15 protein-coding genes are annotated in these 17,813 nt (G+C 44.0%); 8 read left to right on the plus strand and 7 right to left on the minus strand.

All coding sequences use genetic code 11. The features are described from left to right. Position 1 precedes the first annotated feature (1 nt). The 3 genes from lptG (at position 2) to FTU70_RS08920 (ending at position 3,953) form a co-directional block, all read left to right on the plus strand. Complete coding sequence (gene lptG, locus FTU70_RS08910; protein ID WP_004975683.1) at positions 2-1,072, plus strand: LPS export ABC transporter permease LptG; 1,071 nt, start codon at positions 2-4, stop codon at positions 1,070-1,072. 145 nt (positions 1,073-1,217) lie between these two features. Further along, a complete protein-coding gene (gpmI, locus tag FTU70_RS08915; RefSeq protein WP_180044228.1) occupies positions 1,218-2,765 on the plus strand; it encodes a 2,3-bisphosphoglycerate-independent phosphoglycerate mutase in 1,548 nt (515 codons plus the stop codon). Between the two features lie 24 nt (positions 2,766-2,789). After that, positions 2,790-3,953: a S41 family peptidase gene (locus FTU70_RS08920; protein WP_136144310.1), complete on the plus strand. Its 1,164-nt coding sequence runs from the start codon at positions 2,790-2,792 to the stop codon at positions 3,951-3,953. A gap of 49 nt (positions 3,954-4,002) precedes the next feature. Here FTU70_RS08920 and FTU70_RS08925 read toward each other — a convergent pair whose 3' ends face one another. The 3 genes from FTU70_RS08925 to FTU70_RS08935 form a co-directional block, all read right to left on the minus strand. Then, the gene (locus tag FTU70_RS08925; RefSeq protein ID WP_004975695.1) at positions 4,003-5,436 is read right to left on the minus strand and encodes a sigma-54 dependent transcriptional regulator; all 1,434 of its coding nucleotides are present in this window, start codon (positions 5,434-5,436) and stop codon (positions 4,003-4,005) included. Between the two features lie 69 nt (positions 5,437-5,505). After that, on the minus strand, positions 5,506-7,068 hold the full coding sequence (locus tag FTU70_RS08930) for a PAS domain-containing sensor histidine kinase (protein ID WP_180060477.1): 1,563 nt from the start codon (positions 7,066-7,068) through the stop codon (positions 5,506-5,508). A gap of 40 nt (positions 7,069-7,108) precedes the next feature. Continuing rightward, a complete protein-coding gene (locus FTU70_RS08935) occupies positions 7,109-7,744 on the minus strand; it encodes a response regulator (RefSeq protein ID WP_004975702.1) in 636 nt (211 codons plus the stop codon). Between the two features lie 216 nt (positions 7,745-7,960). Here FTU70_RS08935 and FTU70_RS08940 point away from each other — a divergent pair, with 216 nt between their 5' ends. Continuing rightward, positions 7,961-9,052 carry a serine hydrolase gene (locus tag FTU70_RS08940; RefSeq protein ID WP_131260992.1) on the plus strand — a complete coding sequence of 364 codons (1,092 nt, stop codon included), beginning with the start codon at positions 7,961-7,963 and terminating at the stop codon, positions 9,050-9,052. 120 nt (positions 9,053-9,172) lie between these two features. Here FTU70_RS08940 and thrC read toward each other — a convergent pair whose 3' ends face one another. The 4 genes from thrC to xerD all read right to left on the minus strand — a co-directional run bounded on the left by thrC (position 9,173) and on the right by xerD (position 13,696). Next, entirely contained in the window at positions 9,173-10,312 is a 1,140-nt protein-coding gene (thrC, locus tag FTU70_RS08945; protein WP_004975706.1) for a threonine synthase, read from the minus strand. A 57-nt stretch (positions 10,313-10,369) separates the two neighbouring features. Beyond that, positions 10,370-11,674 (minus strand): homoserine dehydrogenase, encoded by a 1,305-nt coding sequence (locus tag FTU70_RS08950; RefSeq protein ID WP_180060478.1) that lies wholly within the window; start codon positions 11,672-11,674, stop codon positions 10,370-10,372. Between the two features lie 199 nt (positions 11,675-11,873). Beyond that, positions 11,874-12,689, minus strand: coding sequence for a DsbC family protein (locus FTU70_RS08955; protein ID WP_180060479.1), 816 nt, complete (start codon positions 12,687-12,689; stop codon positions 11,874-11,876). A gap of 89 nt (positions 12,690-12,778) precedes the next feature. After that, the gene (xerD, locus tag FTU70_RS08960) at positions 12,779-13,696 is read right to left on the minus strand and encodes a site-specific tyrosine recombinase XerD (RefSeq protein WP_168418375.1); all 918 of its coding nucleotides are present in this window, start codon (positions 13,694-13,696) and stop codon (positions 12,779-12,781) included. A 184-nt stretch (positions 13,697-13,880) separates the two neighbouring features. Here xerD and FTU70_RS08965 point away from each other — a divergent pair, with 184 nt between their 5' ends. The 4 genes from FTU70_RS08965 (at position 13,881) to murD (ending at position 17,796) form a co-directional block, all read left to right on the plus strand. Next, positions 13,881-14,141, plus strand: a complete 261-nt coding sequence (locus FTU70_RS08965; RefSeq protein ID WP_168418377.1) for a FeoA family protein — start codon at positions 13,881-13,883, stop codon at positions 14,139-14,141. Beyond that, positions 14,138-15,994 carry a ferrous iron transporter B gene (locus tag FTU70_RS08970; RefSeq protein WP_180060480.1) on the plus strand — a complete coding sequence of 619 codons (1,857 nt, stop codon included), beginning with the start codon at positions 14,138-14,140 and terminating at the stop codon, positions 15,992-15,994. Before FTU70_RS08965 ends, FTU70_RS08970 begins: the two co-directional genes overlap by 4 nt. 32 nt (positions 15,995-16,026) lie before the next feature. Continuing rightward, positions 16,027-16,278, plus strand: a complete 252-nt coding sequence (locus FTU70_RS08975) for a DUF6587 family protein (protein WP_004975717.1) — start codon at positions 16,027-16,029, stop codon at positions 16,276-16,278. Between the two features lie 171 nt (positions 16,279-16,449). Then, positions 16,450-17,796 carry a UDP-N-acetylmuramoyl-L-alanine--D-glutamate ligase gene (gene murD, locus FTU70_RS08980; RefSeq protein ID WP_180060481.1) on the plus strand — a complete coding sequence of 449 codons (1,347 nt, stop codon included), beginning with the start codon at positions 16,450-16,452 and terminating at the stop codon, positions 17,794-17,796. Positions 17,797-17,813: the final 17 nt, after the last annotated feature.

Genomic DNA, 17,813 nt, shown 5'->3' on the forward strand with positions numbered 1-17,813 from the left:
GATGTTGGCACGTCGTATAGTTGCAAAACACGTCACCAAGACCACTGCACTGGCTATGTTTGGTGCAACGGCAATTTTGTCTGGTTTGCAGGTGTTGTTTACCTATTTAGGCGAATTGGGTTCACTCAATGAAAACTATAGTGCATGGCAGGCATTGCTGTATGTATTGTGGGGTGCGCCAAATTATCTCTATGAAATTTTGCCGATTTCTGCCTTGATTGGCGCAGTGTTAGGCTTGGGTACGTTGGCATCCAACAGCGAATTGATTGTGATGCGTTCTGCAGGGATTAGCCTGTGGCGTATTGTGGGATGGGTGATTCGTTCCGCCATGGTATTGGTACTGCTGTCTTTTGTGCTCAGTGAATGGGTGATTCCATACACCAATGAACAAGCCAAAAGTGTTAAAAGTCACCGTAGCGTCGCTGAGCTGGGTGAAGTTCGTGGCTATTGGTCGCGCGAAGGCAATCGTTTTATTTATATTGACTACGCCAATGCCCAAGGGCAGCTCAAAAATGTACAAGTGGTCGATTTTGATGATAATTATCGCTTGCGTGGTACATTGTCTGCAGATCAGGGACAGTTTGTTAAAGACGGTAGTTGGTTGCTCAATCAAACTGAACAGATGGATATTTTGCAGGCGGGCAACGCGACTTTAGCTAAAAACAGCGAACAGGCTTTGGCTTTAGCATTGCAACCGAAATATGTGCACATGGTCACCATCGACCCTGAAGATTTATCCCCAAGTCAATTGGTCAGTTTCATGAGTTATATGCATGAATACAGCCAAGTGCCAAAAACCTACCAATTGGCGTTTTGGCAAAAACTTGGTGCGCCCTTTGCGCTGATTGCTTTGGTGGTGATTGCTTGCTCCTTTATTTTTGGGCCGTTACGTCAGCAATCTATGGGTTTCCGTTTGGTGATTGCTTTATTTGTCGGCTTAACCTTCTTTTATTTGCAAGATTTCTTGGGCTATGCCAGCTTGGTCTATGCACCATCGCCTGCGTGGTTCGTATTTATCCCTATTATTTTAATGTTTGTCATCGGCGGTTACTTACTGCATCGTGCGCGTTAAGTGCGGACCGATGCTGCTGCTTTTTCCGTATGATTGGGTAAACCTATCTGAATCAGTGGCGGAAACCATCTTCTGAACATAGAGTCTTGACGCAAAATTCGTTAAGATAGCATGATTAATTTGTAGACGAAAAAGAGTATTGATTATGGCGGATGCAACTGCTGGCAAAATCCCTCACGTATTGGTGATTATGGATGGTGTGGGTCATCGCGAAGCGGTCGAAGACAACGCGTTTTTAGCAGCGAAACGACCAAATTTGACTGCTATGCAGGAAAAGCATCCGCATGGTTTGATCTCTGGTTCAGGTGAAGATGTGGGCTTGCCAGATGGTCAAATGGGTAACTCTGAAGTTGGTCACATGAACTTGGGTGCAGGACGTGTGTTGTACCAAGACTTTACCCGTATTACCAAAGACATTCGTACAGGCGCTTTCTTTGAACATGAAGTGTTGGTCGATGCGGTAGAAAAAGCCAAAGCAGCCAACGGTGCAGTGCATCTGCTTGGTTTATTGTCTGAAGGCGGTGTGCATTCGCATGAAGATCATATCGTGGCGATGGCAGAATTGGCATTAAAACGTGGTGCAAAAGTTTATCTACATGCCTTTTTAGATGGCCGTGATACGCCACCAAAAAGCGCGCAGCCTTCTTTGGAAAAACTGGACGCATTATTTGCACAATATCCAAATCAGGGGCGCATTGCCAGCCTGATTGGTCGCTACTATGCGATGGATCGTGACAACCGTTGGGATCGTGTAGAACAAGCCTATCGTCTACTTACCGAAGGTGAGGCAGTACGCACTGCGGCAACTGCGGTTGAAGGCTTGGCAGCGGCTTATGCGGCAGATGAAAGCGATGAGTTTGTTAAAGCCACCCGTATTGGTGAAATTGCCAAAATTCAAGATGGCGACAGCGTGGTGTTTATGAACTTCCGTGCTGACCGGGCACGTGAATTGACCAAAGCTTTTGTGGAGCAAAACTTTGCTGGTTTTGAACGTAAAGTTGTGCCGCAATTGTCTAAATTTGTGATGCTGACCCGTTATCAAGCCAGCATTGCTGCGCCAGTGGCGTACATGCCAGAAGATTTGAAAAACTCCATTGGTGAATATTTGTCAGACTTGGGCAAAACGCAATTGCGTATTGCTGAAACTGAAAAATACGCACACGTGACGTTCTTCTTTAGTGGTGGTCGTGAAGATGAATATCCGGGTGAAAAACGCATCCTGATTCCATCGCCAAACGTAGCAACCTACGACTTAAAACCTGAAATGAGCGCTTATGAAGTGACTGATGAACTGGTTGCAGCCATTAATTCAGGTGAATATGATTTGTTGGTAGTGAACTATGCCAATGGCGATATGGTCGGTCATACTGGTGTGTTTGATGCAGCAGTCAAAGCAGTTGAAGCAGTAGATACCTGTTTGGGTCGCGTTTATGAAGCGGTGATGGCGAAACAAGGTCACATGATTATTACCGCTGACCATGGTAACGTCGAGCAAATGCAAGACTATGACAGTGGTCAGGTACATACTCAGCACACCACTGAATTGGTGCCATTCATTTATGTAGGCCCAACTCAGGCCACCATTTTGGAAGGTGGTGTGTTGGCAGATGTTGCACCAACTTTATTGAATTTGATGCAATTGCCAGTGCCAGCAGATATGCAAGGTCGCAACTTAATTCGCCTACAGGCATAACCCTCGAGACAGGTAGATGATGGAATGACGGCTCACAAAATTTATGCGGTTGTGTTGGCAAGCGTGTTGTGTGCCAGTCATTCGAGTGTTTGGGCTGCGCCAGATTTGGAGTTAGATGGCCCTACACTACAACAGGACTATGTCGATGTGCCTGTAGAGTCGATACAGGAATTTGTACAAATCTATGGCATTGTCAAAGACAACTATGTGACTGAAAAAAGTGATGATGCCTTGTTTCAGCAAGCCATTCGTGGCTTGGTGAGCGGTTTAGACCGTTATTCACGCTATTTAACTGCTGAAGAATATAAACAACTTTTACAATATACCGAAGGCGACTTGGCCTCGGTTGATTTTACTTTGCGCTATGACGCTGCCCAGCAACATTGGGTCATTCAAAATTTAAGTGCCAATGCCGACTCGGCTAAACAAGGGCTGAAGAATGGCGACAGCCTATTTAAAATTGATAACCAAGAACTGAAAAAGCTGAGTGCAGATCAGGTCAATAACCTGCTCACAGGCTCAGTGGGATCGACTGTAAGCGTACAACGTGCAGCCAATCAGCCTGAAATTATGTTGGTACGCAACAAAAAAGTAGAAACCGATATTCAGGCGCAGATGCTTTCTAATCAGGTCTTGTTGTTAAAAGTACGTGTGTTTCAGCAAGACACCGCCAATGAAATTAAACGCTTAATTGAAGAACATAGCACGCCACGCTTAAAAGCCGTATTGATTGATCTGCGTAATAACCCAGGAGGCTTACTGTCTGCTGCTGTGGAATCTGCCGATTTATTTTTAAATCAGGGTGTGATTGTATCGACCAAAAGTCGTTCTGAAGGCGATCAACAATTTCAGGCGTTACCTAGCTTTGAATTTCAAAATTTAAAAGTCGGAGTACTGATTAATCATCGCTCTGCATCTGCGGCAGAAGTCTTTACTGGTGCTTTAAAAGACCATTCACGCGCTTGGGTGATGGGCGAAAAAAGTTATGGCAAGGGGGTGGTGCAAAAGCTGTTCCCACTTAGCGATGGTGCTGCCTTACAAATGACGGTTTCGCATTATTACACCCCACGCGAGCAAATGATTGAAGGGGTTGGGATTCAGCCGAATCAGCAATATATTCAAAGTCCTGAAATGAAAGAAGAGGCTTATCTTGAGCATGTGGCAGATTTACTGCTGAGCCGCCGTTAAGTCTCATCTGAGTAACACGTATTTTTAGACAGTCTTCATTGTTTAGCGTTTACTCATCTTCAGTATCTAATCCAAACTTTTTCAGACGATAGCGCAAAGAACGGAAAGACATGCCCAATTTTTTTGCTGCCAACGTACGGTTCCAGTGGGTCAGGTGCAGCGCATTCAGTAAAATGTCTTTTTCTACTTTTTCCAAGTAGGCTTCTAAACCTTCTTCAGGCAGTTTGCGTCCTGTCAGCAATACATCTGTCACGATCTGCTGTGGTGTTTCTGCTGTAGGTTGTGATTCAGTGGTTGCTGTATTGCTCATACTGAATTGGCGCAAGGGTGCGGTTTGTAAGTGTTTGAGATCAATAACATCATCATCACTCAGGGTAATGGCACGTTCAATAATATTGCGTAACTCACGCACATTACCCGGATAGTACTGTTCTAATAAAAATTGCTGGGCACGAGGTGTCAGTTGTTTGGCAGGAATGTCCCATTCTTGTGCAACTTTTTGAATGAAGTGGTCTGCCAATAACAGAATATCTTGTCCACGTTCACGCAAGGCAGGCAAGACCAAATCCATCACGTGAATACGGAAGAATAAATCCTGACGGAAACGTCCTTGCTGAACCAAACTTTCTAAGTCCTGATGACTGGCGCTGATCACACGAAAATCGACATCAATTTCACTATCTGAACCCACAGGACGGATGCGCTTTTCCTGAACGGCACGCAGCAGTTTGACTTGCATGCTCAGTGGCAGTTCGGCAATTTCATCTAAAAATAAGCTGCCACCATGTGCAGATTGAATCAGACCTTGTTTGTCTTGAGTCGCTCCTGTAAAGCTACCTTTTTTGTGTCCAAATAGCTCGCTTTCCATGAGTTCGGTGGGGATTGCACCACAGTTAATTGCAATAAATGGTCCTTCGTTGCGGTTACTTAAACGGTGAACCAAATTGGCGACAACTTCTTTCCCCGTACCTGATTCGCCTGTAATAAATACAGGCGCTTGCGAGCGCGCAATTTTTTTGATGGTGCTGCGCAATTGCTGAATAGGCAAAGATTGCCCAATCAACATTTTATATTCAAGCTGATCTTGGCTGTGATGATCGGTGGTGTCGAAAGGTTTATTCAGTGCTTTTTCAAGGAGTTGCTGTAAATGTATTTGATTGACAGGCTTGCTGACAAAGTCAAATGCACCTGCTTTTAAAGCAGCAATCGCAATATCCATATTGCCGTAAGCGGTCAATACGGCAACAGGCACATTCGGATATTGTTCGGAAATCCATTCAACCAGTTGCAAGCCATTGCCATCGGGCAGGTTTAAGTCGGTTAAGCAAGCATCGTACTGATGTTCTGCCAATAATTGCTTGGCTTGTGCTAAACGATACGCGACATGGGTTTGAATCCCCATACGTGCCAAAGTCATCTGCATGAGGGTACAAAGGTCTTCTTCGTCATCGACCAATAAAACCAAAGGTTGAACAGCGTGCATATTTTCCCCAAAACCACACAAAATTAAATCAAAACCACAGCAACAAGATTGATCCAATATCAATCGCGTTTATTCAATGGCACGTAGACATTTCATCCTGAAACATGCGCCTTGTTCTTGTTCTACATAGCTCAGCTTGGCTTGATTCGCCTCGCAAAAACTATGCGATAGATACAATCCTAAACCAGTTCCATTGATTTCGGTACTGAAAAATGGCTGGAACAGATAGAGGAGATCTTGATTGGCGACACCTGCACCAAAATCCCGCACATCAATATAAATATAAGTTGCTTTCGGATAGACCGTAATCTCAATAGGTTGTTGTGCAGCATTGTGCCGAATGGCGTTACGAATCAGATTAATTAGCACTTGGCGAAACTGCGATTCATCAAACTGAATACTCAGTTGTTCGGTCAGTGTAAGCTGAATTTGACTCGCTGCATCAGGTAAATCTTCCTGAATGAATTGCGGCAAAAATTGATTGAGCTGAATCGCGACAGGCGTGGTTTGTTTATTTTTGACCATGCTCAGCGTATCGTGAATAATTTTATCAATCCGTGTCGCTTGTTTGCTGATCATGTCGGACAGCAATTGTTGCTGTGCTGCATCACTGCCTGTAAATAAATCGTTGGCTTGTACAATGGCTGCCAAAGGGTTGCGAATTTCGTGTGCAATACTGGCAGAGAGTTGTCCCAAGGCGGCTAATTTGAGTTGCTGGACTTGCTGATTGATTTTACGTCCATCCTGCAGCGCCAATAAAGTCAGCGTTTGATGTGGCACTTTGAGTTTTTGTACCTGAATATGCACATGAAAATGACTCAGTTGCGACTCGAATTGAAATTTTTCTCCATCTTGCAATTGATCAAATTTGAACAGATCAAATAAATCAGGCTGAATTTTATATAGGGGATAGGTCGCGTGCGCATATTTAGGATGAATCCCCAACAAATGACAGGCTGCAGGGTTGCTGAGGACGACATGGCAATTTTCATCTAAAACCAAATAGCCCATTTCGGTTTGTTCTAAAATATAACGGTTGATATTTTGTAGGCGGTTTAATTCCAAAGATTGCGAAAAATTTAGATTTTCTAAAATTTGGAAACGCCGTACTGCAATACGTCCACTGCCATAAACCACCCAAAATAAAAATGCCAATAGCGCACTTTGACCAATATTATTTAGCGATGAAAAGTCCAGCAAACTCCCAACAAAGTGTTGGTAAATCACCATAATCATCGCGATGAGGGTAATGGCCAAGGCTTTACGCTTTTGCAGCAAGAGAGAGGCTGCAAAAATCGTGATCACAAACAGCAGACTTAAATATAAATTAGGGCCATCACTGGCAAAAGTCAGGCTACTCAGCGCGATAATATCGACTGCAAAAAACAGGGTCAGTTGTTGCGTGCTTTTAAAAGGAATATATTTATAGCTGATCAGTTGCAGGCAGCTAAAAATAAAATAGCAGACCAAGGTATACAGATATAAACCCGGGTGCTGATATTGTGTGCCAAGCTGCTGAAAGGTGAGCAGGGTAATCAGCAGCAAACAAAAGGCAATCAGCAGTCGGTAAGTACCATACCACATGCCAAGATGATACTGATTTAACTCAGAATGTTGTTTTAAATCTGGCATATCGTAAAGGTCTTATTTGTGCATCAACAGCGTTGAAAATTTAGGGTTTAATCAGTCCATAACGAATGGCAAGGTGAGTCAGTTTGACATCACTATCAATATTTAATTTTTCAAAAATACGGTAACGATAGGTATTTACGGTTTTTACACTGACAAACAACTTATCGGCAATTTCCTGTGCGCTAATACAATTCACCACCATCATCGCCACTTGCATTTCACGTTCTGAAAGACTATCAAAAGGCGATTGTTGTGTGTCAGATAAGTATGAACTTGCCAGTTGTTCGGCAATGTCGGCACTGAAGTATTTACCGCCCTGCATGACTTTTTTAATGGCACGTACCATTTCACTGACAGGTGCGCCTTTGGTGATATAGCCTTTTGCACCTGCTTTCAGCAATAAAGAAGGGTAGGGTTCTTCTGCCAAACCACTCACCGCCAAGACCTTAGTGTCTGGTGCAGTTTGCAATAGACGACGTGTGGTTTCTACGCCTCCAATCCCAGGCATGTTCACATCTAACAACACCACATTGGGATGATGCTGACGCACTAAGGTAATCGCTTCTTCACCCGATTCAGCTTGTCCAATCACCTGCACATCGGCATGGTCTTCGAGCATACGGCAAATCCCAGTACGTACCAATTCATGATCGTCGACTACTAAAACTGTGATCACCTACACTCTCCCTTTGAAAAAATCATCTTTTTTGTTACATAAAGCAAAATTAGCTTGCAATGAAACGACAAAATTAGCAATGCTATTCTTAATCTAGAATGAAAAGTTCTGCACAATTATGGTGTCAAAAACGATTCATTGTTGTATTTTTAAATGTAAGGCATATTTGAGGTAATACGCAAATGTATCTTACCTCCCTGAGTTGAGTAAGCAGTCGTGAAAAATTCTAAGAAGTCGTTCATGCATGTGCTGGTCGCATCTATGATGTTCAGCCTAAGTTCTGTCAGTTTTGCTGAACTTGTCATCAATCCTTCCTCTGGGAGCGACGGTCAGGCGACCTTAAGTTGGTCTTCGGAGCAAGCCGATCAATTCTTAAATGGTGATCTGGAAAGTACCAGTGCGAGCGCTCAGGCTGCGCCAGAGAGCTATGTTGCTGAACCTACTCCGCCAGGTTCAACGAAAATTACCACTACAGTGCGTAGTAGCAATGGTGTTGCACCTGCTTCCACTGCGCCTAAAACAGTCCGTATTTTAGATACCTCTGCTTATAGCAACCAACCATCAGTTAATGCACGTGCGGCTTTGGTGATGGATGCGCAAACAGGTGAAGTGCTGTATAGCAAAAATACCAATGTGGCATTACCTATTGCATCTGTGACCAAGGTGATGACTGCCGTGGTGACTTCTGATGCACGTTTGAATATGTCTGAACAAATCACTTTGCAATCGATTGATTTTGCAGGTGCAGCAGGTAAAAACTCAAGCTCAACTTTGCGTGTGGGCGACAAGTTAAACCGTGCCGAAGCGTTACTGTTTGCATTAATGAAATCTGAAAATCCTGCAGCAGCAGCGTTGGCACGTACTTATCCAGGTGGGAAAAATGCCTTTGTAGCCGCAATGAATGCTAAAGCGCGTGAATTGGGCATGCATTCTACCCGTTTTACCGAAGCAACAGGCTTAGACCCACGTAATGTATCTTCTGCGCGTGATTTGGGTATTTTGGTCAGCACCGCTTCGCAATATGGTTTGATTCGCCAATTCTCAACCACGCCAACCTATGACTTTAACTTGGGTTATCGTGTTTTAAAATCTAACAATACCAATGCACTGGTACGTAATGGTGGTTGGAATATTAATCTGTCTAAAACAGGCTATATCAATGAAGCAGGGCGTTGTGTGGTGATGCATACCACTTTGAATAACCGTCCTGCAGTGGTGGTGCTTTTGGGTGCAGATACTTCACAAGCACGTACCAATGATGCAACTCGCTTAATGAGTTGGGCAAGCCAGTTACCTAAACGTATTTAAGAGCACATTCAGCTTGGAGCGTTGAGTTATCAATCGTATGACTCAACTTTCGTTAAAGTTGCATAATTCCAAACACAAAAAAACCTGCTAATGCAGGTTTTTTTGATCACGATTCAAAACTTACATGTTTGAAAGGATAGAGTCTTTTACTTGTTGCATTGTAGCATCAATAGAGAGCATCACCGCATCTGCACATTGTTTCATTGCAGTGTCAGGATCTTTCAGACCGTTACCTGTTACGGTACATACAATCACAGAACCTTCTTTGATTTTACCTGCTTTGATGTCGCGCATTGCACCACCAATAGACGCAGCAGATGCAGGCTCAACAAATACGCCTTCATACATTGAAAGCATGCGTTGTGCTTCTAAGATTTCAGCATCAGTTAGCTCATCAAACCAACCTTCTGAATCGCGTACAACGGCTTTGGCATGGTTCCAGCTTTGTGGGTTACCAATACGAATTGCAGTTGCAACAGTTTCAGGGTTTTCTACAGGCGCACCACGTAAGAATGGTGCAGCGCCAGACGCTTGATAACCCACCATGATTGGGCGGCCTTCAGGGTTTGGACCTGTGAATTTGTCCGTTGCTGCGTCATAGACCACTTGCTCGAATTGATCGGCAGATTGGTTGGCAACCGCTTCGGTATAACCCATCCAGTGTGCAGTAATGTTGCCTGCGTTACCTACAGGTAAGCAGTGGTAATCTGGTGCACGACCTAACTCATCTACAATTTCATACGCAATGGTCTTTTGACCTTGTAGGCGGTAAGGGTTGATCGAGTTTACAATGGTCACAGGTGCTTGGTCAGCAACTTCTTTAACTAGACGCATACCATCGTCAAAGTTACCGCGGATTTGCATGGTGATGGCACCGTACATCATCGCTTGTGCCATTTTACCCATGGCAATTTTGCCTTCAGGAATTAAAACGAATGCTTTGATGCCTGCACGTGCAGCATAGGCAGCAGCAGCAGCAGAAGTATTACCTGTAGATGCACAGATAATGGCTTTTGAACCTTCTTCAACTGCTTTAGTAACTGCCATGGTCATACCACGGTCTTTAAATGAACCTGTCGGGTTTAAGCCTTCATACTTCACATAAATTTCAACATCTTTACCAATAATGCGTGGAATATTCTCAAGCTTAATCAGTGGCGTGTTTCCTTCGCCTAGAGAGATTGCACGTGTGGTTGCAGACACTGGTAAACGGTCACGATAACGGTCAACTAAACCAGTATAACGATTGGCATTCGACATGATGATGTTCCAATTGTGTGTAGAGCTTGGCAAGGGGAAATACTCCCCTCCACCCGATTAATTATCAAGCGATTCTAAACGAATTCGTACAATTTCGCCATGAATGGTTGGCAATGCTTGAATTTGTTGTAACGCTTCATCCATTTTTGATTCTAGGACTGGGTCAGTCAGAATCACGATAGGAATAAGGTCTTTTAAGCGTGATTGCTGCATGATGGCATCAATACTGATTCCCGCGCGGCTTAAAATAGTGGTCACATCAGCAAGTACGCCAGTTTGGTCTTCGGCATTAATGCGAATGTAGTAACCCGTGGTCATTTCTTCACGGCTTAAAATTGGCAAGTCGGTTAAGGCTTCAAATGCCAATTGCGGAATTGTACCTGCGCCATCTTCGGTATAAGAAATGTCACGGACAATATCAACGACATCTGCAACTACTGCAGAGGCTGTTGGGCCTGCACCTGCACCTGCGCCATAATAGAGCGTTGGACCAACCGCATTGGCTTGTACCAAGACCGCGTTTTTCACGCCATTAACATTGGCAATCAATTCTTCTTCAGGAATTAAAGTTGGGTGGACGCGAAGTTCAATCCCTTTGTCGGTACGACGTGCAATCCCTAAGTGTTTGATGCGGAAGCCTAGTTCTTCTGCATATTTCACATCTTGCGCTGTGACTTTGCCAATACCTTCGGTAAAGACTTTGTCAAACTGTAGTGGAATACCAAAAGCACATGAAGCCAAAATGGTCAGTTTGTGTGCAGCATCAATACCTTCAACGTCAAAGGTTGGATCGGCTTCGGCATAACCTAATTCTTGCGCTTCTTTCAGGACATCTTCAAAGGTACGGCCTTTTTCACGCATTTCACTTAAAATAAAGTTGCCAGTACCGTTAATGATGCCTGCTAGCCATTCAATTTTGTTGGCAGCCAAACCTTCACGAATTACTTTAATAATTGGAATACCGCCTGCAACTGCTGCTTCATAGGCAATTTGTACAGCATTGTCTTCTGCTGCTTTAAATAGCTCATTGCCATGTTCTGCAAGCAGGGCTTTGTTGGCAGTCACGACTTGTTTGCCGTGTTTCATCGCTTCCATGATGACTTCATACGCAGGGTGAATACCGCCCATGACTTCAACCACGACGTCTACATCGGGTTGACGTACGATGTCCATTAAGTCATCACTTTGCTTGACAGATTCTGGCAAGTTGAGGTCTGGACGCGGACGACGTGTTCCCACATAGGTGATTTCAATTTCACGACCGGTGCGACGTCTAATCTCAGCAGCATTTTCTTTTAATAGTTTAAGGGCACCACCACCCACAGTACCAAGACCGAGGATTGCCAGACGAACTGGTTTCACGTCACACTCCATATTAATCAACTTTAAGCGAGTTTAGATCATAGCTAAAAAAACGCGCTGACTCTAGGGCAGATCTCACTTATCTTTTGTATATAAAAAAAAGTAAAATCACAGATAAAAATTCGTTATTTATATTGGCTCTATGGACGCTTCATCTTAGTTTATGACCAAGATGAAACATCCCAAAAACTGCGTATTTTTAGTTTTCTAAACGCTTCACCAATTCTGAAGTAGACAAATAGCCACCCAAATAAACGCCTTCAGCATTATAAATTGCGGGCGTGCCATTTACGCCCATATTTAAACCCAGTTGATATTGAGCACGAACTGGGTTTTTACAGTTGGCAGGGGCAATTGGTGCACCATTCATAACCGCATTAAAGGCTGCATGGCGGTCTTCACTACACCAGATCGCTTCCATGTTTGGCATGTGCTGTTCGCCACGTGGCCAAGCAATGTAACGGACTTCAATCCCTTTGCCGTTCATTTCATCCATTTGTTCATGTAGACGATGGCAATATGGGCAGCTGACATCGGTAAAGACATAAATGACGTGTTTGGTTTTGCCTTTGGCAGGGAAGACCAGTAAATCTTCCTGCTTTAATTCAGCAAAGATTTTTTTGTTCACGCCTGCTTGCAGGTTTTCACTGACGTTGTGCAGTTCTTTGTCGCCTAAACGAATCACATCGCCCTGAATAATGTATTTGCCGTCGCTGGTGGCATAGACTGAAGACATGCCTGCTAGGCTGACCCAAAATAGGTTGGGTACTTCAGTGGCTTTAATATCGGTAATTTTGGCATTGATGCCTGCAGTTTTAAAATGTTGCTGCAAGGTCGTGCTTAGACGTTGTTGTGCATTGCGTTCAATTAGAGTCGATGCTTCACCTGTAGCGGGAGCACTTGCGGTGAGCGTAGTTTGCTTTTTGTCTTCGTTATTGGCATTTGAGCAAGCGGTGATTGCAAAAGCACTGGCAAGTGAACAGGCAATCAAAAGTGTTGAGCGGGTAAATGTCATAAACAACCCTTTCTTGTTGGCGTAAAAAATAGAGCGTTAGCATAACAAAAAATAGTTGTGATCGTTAAACTTCTGCGTCGTTTTTGATTTTAAGCCCGTGGATGGTGCTGGGCATGTAGTTGCTGCATACGGACTTGTGCCACATGGGTATAAATTTGTGTGGTAGATAAATCACTATGTCCGAGCAGCATTTGTACCACACGTAAATCTGCACCATGATTCAGCAAGTGGGTGGCAAATGCATGTCTTAAGGTGTGTGGCGATAACTCGGCCTGAATGCCTGCTTGCAGGGCATAGCGTTTAATGGCGTACCAGAAGTTCTGCCGACTCATAATGCCACCATGCTGCGTTAAAAATAGATAATCTGTGGCGGTTTTATACAGCTGTGGGCGCGATTCTATTAAATATTGTTCAATCCATTCACAGGCGACTTGCCCCATGGGTACTAAGCGTTCTTTATTGCCTTTTCCCACAATGCGTAAATAACCTTGTTTGAGGTTAATCAAGTCTAGACGCAAGTTGAGCAATTCAGTGACACGTAAACCGCAGGCATACAGGACTTCCAGCATGGCACGATCTCTTAAGCCCAAGGCCGTCTGAATATTCGGTGCTTGAATCAACGCATCGACATCGGCTTCGGACAAGTCTTTGGGTAGAGCACGACCCAACTTAGGTGTTTTATGTGCCGCAACAGGGTTGTCGGAACGTAATTTATGTTCTCTTAAAAATTTGTAAAAAGAGCGCAGGGCAGAAAGACAGCGTGCAATTGAGCGTGGACTTTTCTGTTGTTTGGTCAGCGCAATCAACACATCAGAGATATCATCATGTTGCCAGTCTGGCATGGATTTACTGACATATTCGCTGCACTGAATTAAATCGGATAAATAAGCATTACGTGTATGTGGGCTCACACTTTGTGCAATTAAATCATTGCGATAACCTTCCAAAAAACTCAGGGATTCTGGAATTTGAATTGCAGCAGGAATACGCGGTTTTTTGTTCAGCATAGTGATCACATGAAAAATCCCAATATTGATTGGGAAAAACGATAATAGGCATAGTTATTTTCTACTCTAATCCAATTCAGTAAGCCTGTCGATGTGATATAAAACCATTAAATGTAAGTTGACCTTATTTGTTAATTATTCTCATTTGCGTATATAATGGGCAAAATAGTATAGGAATTTCACGGTGCGTTTGTCAGAACTCAAAGCAAAACAAACAGCCATCATTCGTCAGGTACTTCGGACTGCCGATGGTGGAACATCCCTAAATGATTTGGTTGCGAATCGCTTAGAAACGTTGGGCTTTGTGCCTGGAACGCCTGTGCAGGTGATTACCAAAGGTATTTTTGGTGGAGATCCAATCTTAATTCAGGTGGGATTTACCCGTTTTGCCTTGCGCAAAGTGGAAGCTGATCGCGTTGAAATTGAGCAGGGAGTAACTGCATGAGTGATCCCTTACGTATCGCACTTGTAGGGAATCCAAACTGCGGTAAAACTTCTTTATTTAACCATTTGACAGGGACACGTCAGAAAGTTGCAAACTATGCGGGTGTTACCGTAGAGCGCAAAGTGGGTCAGTTCAACTTGCCTTCGGGGCAGGCGGTACGTGTACTGGATTTACCAGGTACATACAGCCTAGAAGCCACCAGCCCAGATGAAGCCATTACCCGTGATGTAGTACAGGGCAAAATTGCTGAAGAAGGTCAGCAAGATGCATTTTTGTGTGTGGTCGATGCGACTAACCTGAAACTGCAGTTAGGTTTGGTGCTGGAAATGATTGAGTTGGGACGTCCAATTTTATTGGTGCTCAATATGATGGATGAAGCACGCCGCCGCGGAATGCAAATTAATACGCAAAAGCTATCTGAGCGTTTGGGTGTGCCTGTGGTGGAAACCGTTGCGGTGCGTGATTCAGGTATTCAAAATTTAATGAATGCTTTGGATTTGGGTAAGTTTGCAGTACCACAGACTGAATTGACAGGCTTAAAAGGCAGCCAGCACCAACGTATTCAAACCATTTTGCATGATGTAGTGCAGTTTGTAGATGAAGAAGACAAACGCTCTGACATTCTAGATAAAATTTTTCTGCATCCTGTGTTTGGCTTGGTAAGCCTTGCCGTGATGATGTTCATTGTATTCCAAGCTGTTTTTGCTTGGGCTGCACCGTTTATGGATGGCATCGAAAGTTTATTTGGCTGGCTAGGTGAAGTGATTGGCGAAAACATTAGCCATCCCTTGCTGAACAGCTTGATTGTGGATGGCATTATTGCGGGCGCAGGCGGTGTGGTGGTGTTCTTGCCGCAAATTTTAATTCTGTTCCTGTTTATTTTAATTTTAGAGGAATCGGGTTATTTGCCACGTGCCGCATTCTTGCTCGATAAGCTGATGTTTAGCGCAGGTTTGAGTGGTCGTGCCTTTATTCCATTGCTGTCTAGTTTTGCCTGTGCAGTGCCGGGCATTATGGCAACACGTAGTATTGCTGACCCACGTGATCGTTTAACCACGATTATGGTTGCGCCGTTAATGACTTGTTCTGCGCGCTTGCCTGTATATGCCTTACTCATCGCAGCATTCATTCCCAATCAAACTGTATGGGGCATGTTTAATTTACAAGGTCTGGTCTTGTTCGGTCTGTATATGGCAGGCATTGTGAGTGCCTTGGGCGTATCTTTTGTGCTTAAATTTTTGCAAAAAGATAAATCTGAGCATGTCTTGTTGATGGAACTACCAAGTTACCGTTTTCCAGACCTAAAAAGTGTTTGGATTGGTTTGCTAGATCGCGCCAAAATTTTCTTAAAGCGTGTCGGTGGCATTATTTTTGCACTGTCGATTTTATTGTGGTTCTTGTGTACGTTCCCGCAGCCGCCTGAAGGCGCGACCATGCCTGCAATTGACTATAGTTTTGCAGGGATGCTGGGGCATGTATTACAGCCAATTTTTGCTCCTGTGGGCTTTAACTGGCAGATCGTGATTGCCTTGATTCCTGCGATGGCAGCGCGTGAAGTGGTGGTGGCTGCATTAGGCACAGTCTATGCCTTATCTGCAGTGGATGAAGATGCCATGTCCCAAGGTTTGGCTGCTTTAATTAGTGGTGGTGGTGAACTGGGCTGGTCATTGGCAACGGGTTTATCGTTATTGGTGTGGTTTATTTATGCACCGCATTGTTTGGCAACTTTAGCAACGGTAAAACGCGAAACAGGATCATGGCGTACGGTCAGTATTATGACCTGCTATCTATTTGGTTTGGCTTATTTCATGTCATTCCTGACTTATCAAACGGCATCGTATTTGTTGGGTTAAGGCACATGCCTGACCTACAGGAGTAGATGAACATGGTTGAAATTTTAATTGTTGCTGCATTGGTACTGTGGAGTGCTGTAGTAGTCTTTAAAAAAGTCTTTCCCAAGACTTCTGGCGCAGTTTTTCTAAAACTCTCCAATTTCTGTACTGAAAAAGGCTGGCATGGCTTGGCCAAATGGCTAAAACCTGCAGCCGCGGCAGGCTGTGGCGGCAGTTGTGGTTGTGATTCTCAAGATCAACCCGCAGAAAAGAAAGTTGAAGTTCAAGCGGTGAAGTGGAAATAGGCTTGTTTATTCACTTTAGCAATATTCTTTTTAAAAACCGTCTGCAATATGACGGTTTTTTTACGCACTGACACAAAAAAACTGCAGGAACTGCAAACAGAAAAAGCATTCAAAACAGCAAAGTGCTACTATTTTGTCTGTTTCAAAATTAGCGCACAAAATGGGGCAAAAATGTTAATACAACGTGGTGGATTAAAAGTCGTTGCAGGACTTGGTATTTCTGGTGTTGCAGCCGTTAATTTTTTACATCATCAGGGTTACCGCGTTGCTGTGACAGATTCTCGCCCCACACCTCCAGGGCATGACCAAATTCCTGCCGAAGTAGAAACCCGTTTTGGTCAGTTTGATCAGGATTTATTGTTGTCTGCGGAAGAAATTGTGATTAGCCCAGGTTTAGATCCAAAACTCCCTGAAATTCAGGCTGCGATGGCGCAGGGCATTCCTGTGGTGAGTGAAATTCAGATTTTACGTCGTGTGACCGACAAACCTATTGTGGCAATTACAGGGTCTAATGCGAAAAGTACCGTTACCACACTGATTGGTTTAATGGCAGAGCAGGCAGGTAAAAAAGTCGCGGTAGGTGGAAATTTGGGACGCCCTGCGCTGGATTTGATTAAAGATGATCCTGAACTGTATATTTTAGAACTCTCCAGTTTTCAGCTAGAAACCACCTCGAATTTAAATGCAGAAGTGGCGGTAGTGCTGAACATGAGTGAAGACCATTTAGACCGTCATGGCGATATGTTCGGTTATCACACCGCCAAACATCGTATTTTTCAGGGTGTGAAAAAAGTGGTGTTTAACCGTGATGATGCTTTAAGTCGTCCGTTAGTGCCAGATCAAACCCCTATGCAAAGTTTTGGCTTAAATGCGCCTGACCTAAACCAATACGGCTTATTAAAAGATGATGATGGCAGCATGTGGTTGGCACGTGGGCGTGAGCGTTTATTAAAAAGCACCGAGATGTATATTCAAGGCACACACAATATTGCTAATGCATTAGCGTGTTTGGCATTGGGTGAAGCCATTGGTTTATCTATGCACAGCATGCTGGAAACGCTGAAAACCTTTAAAGGTTTGGAGCATCGTTGTGAATTCGTCAAAGAATTACATGGGGTGCGTTATTATAATGACTCCAAAGGAACCAACATCGGTGCAACTTTGGCAGCTTTAGATGGCTTGGGTGCAGCAATTCAGGCACAAGGCGGTAAGGTTGCGATTATTTTAGGTGGGCAAGGCAAAGGGCAGGACTTCACTGCGCTACGCCAATCATTGCAACAATATGCCAAACTGGCAGTGTTGATTGGTGAGGATGCTACGAAAATTGAAACAGCAGTTGCGGGAACAACCCAACTCTTAACTGCAGATACCTTGCAACAAGCAGTTGAAATCTGCCAACAACATACACAAGCGCATGATGTGGTGTTATTGTCACCTGCATGTGCAAGTTTTGATATGTTCTCGGGCTATCCAGAACGTGGTCACAAGTTCGTTGCTTATGTCAACGCACTGGTATAACAACAATAAGGTGTGAG

It is taken from the genome of Acinetobacter sp. YH12135, assembly GCF_013418565.1.
GTDB classification, from domain to species: domain Bacteria; phylum Pseudomonadota; class Gammaproteobacteria; order Pseudomonadales; family Moraxellaceae; genus Acinetobacter; species Acinetobacter towneri.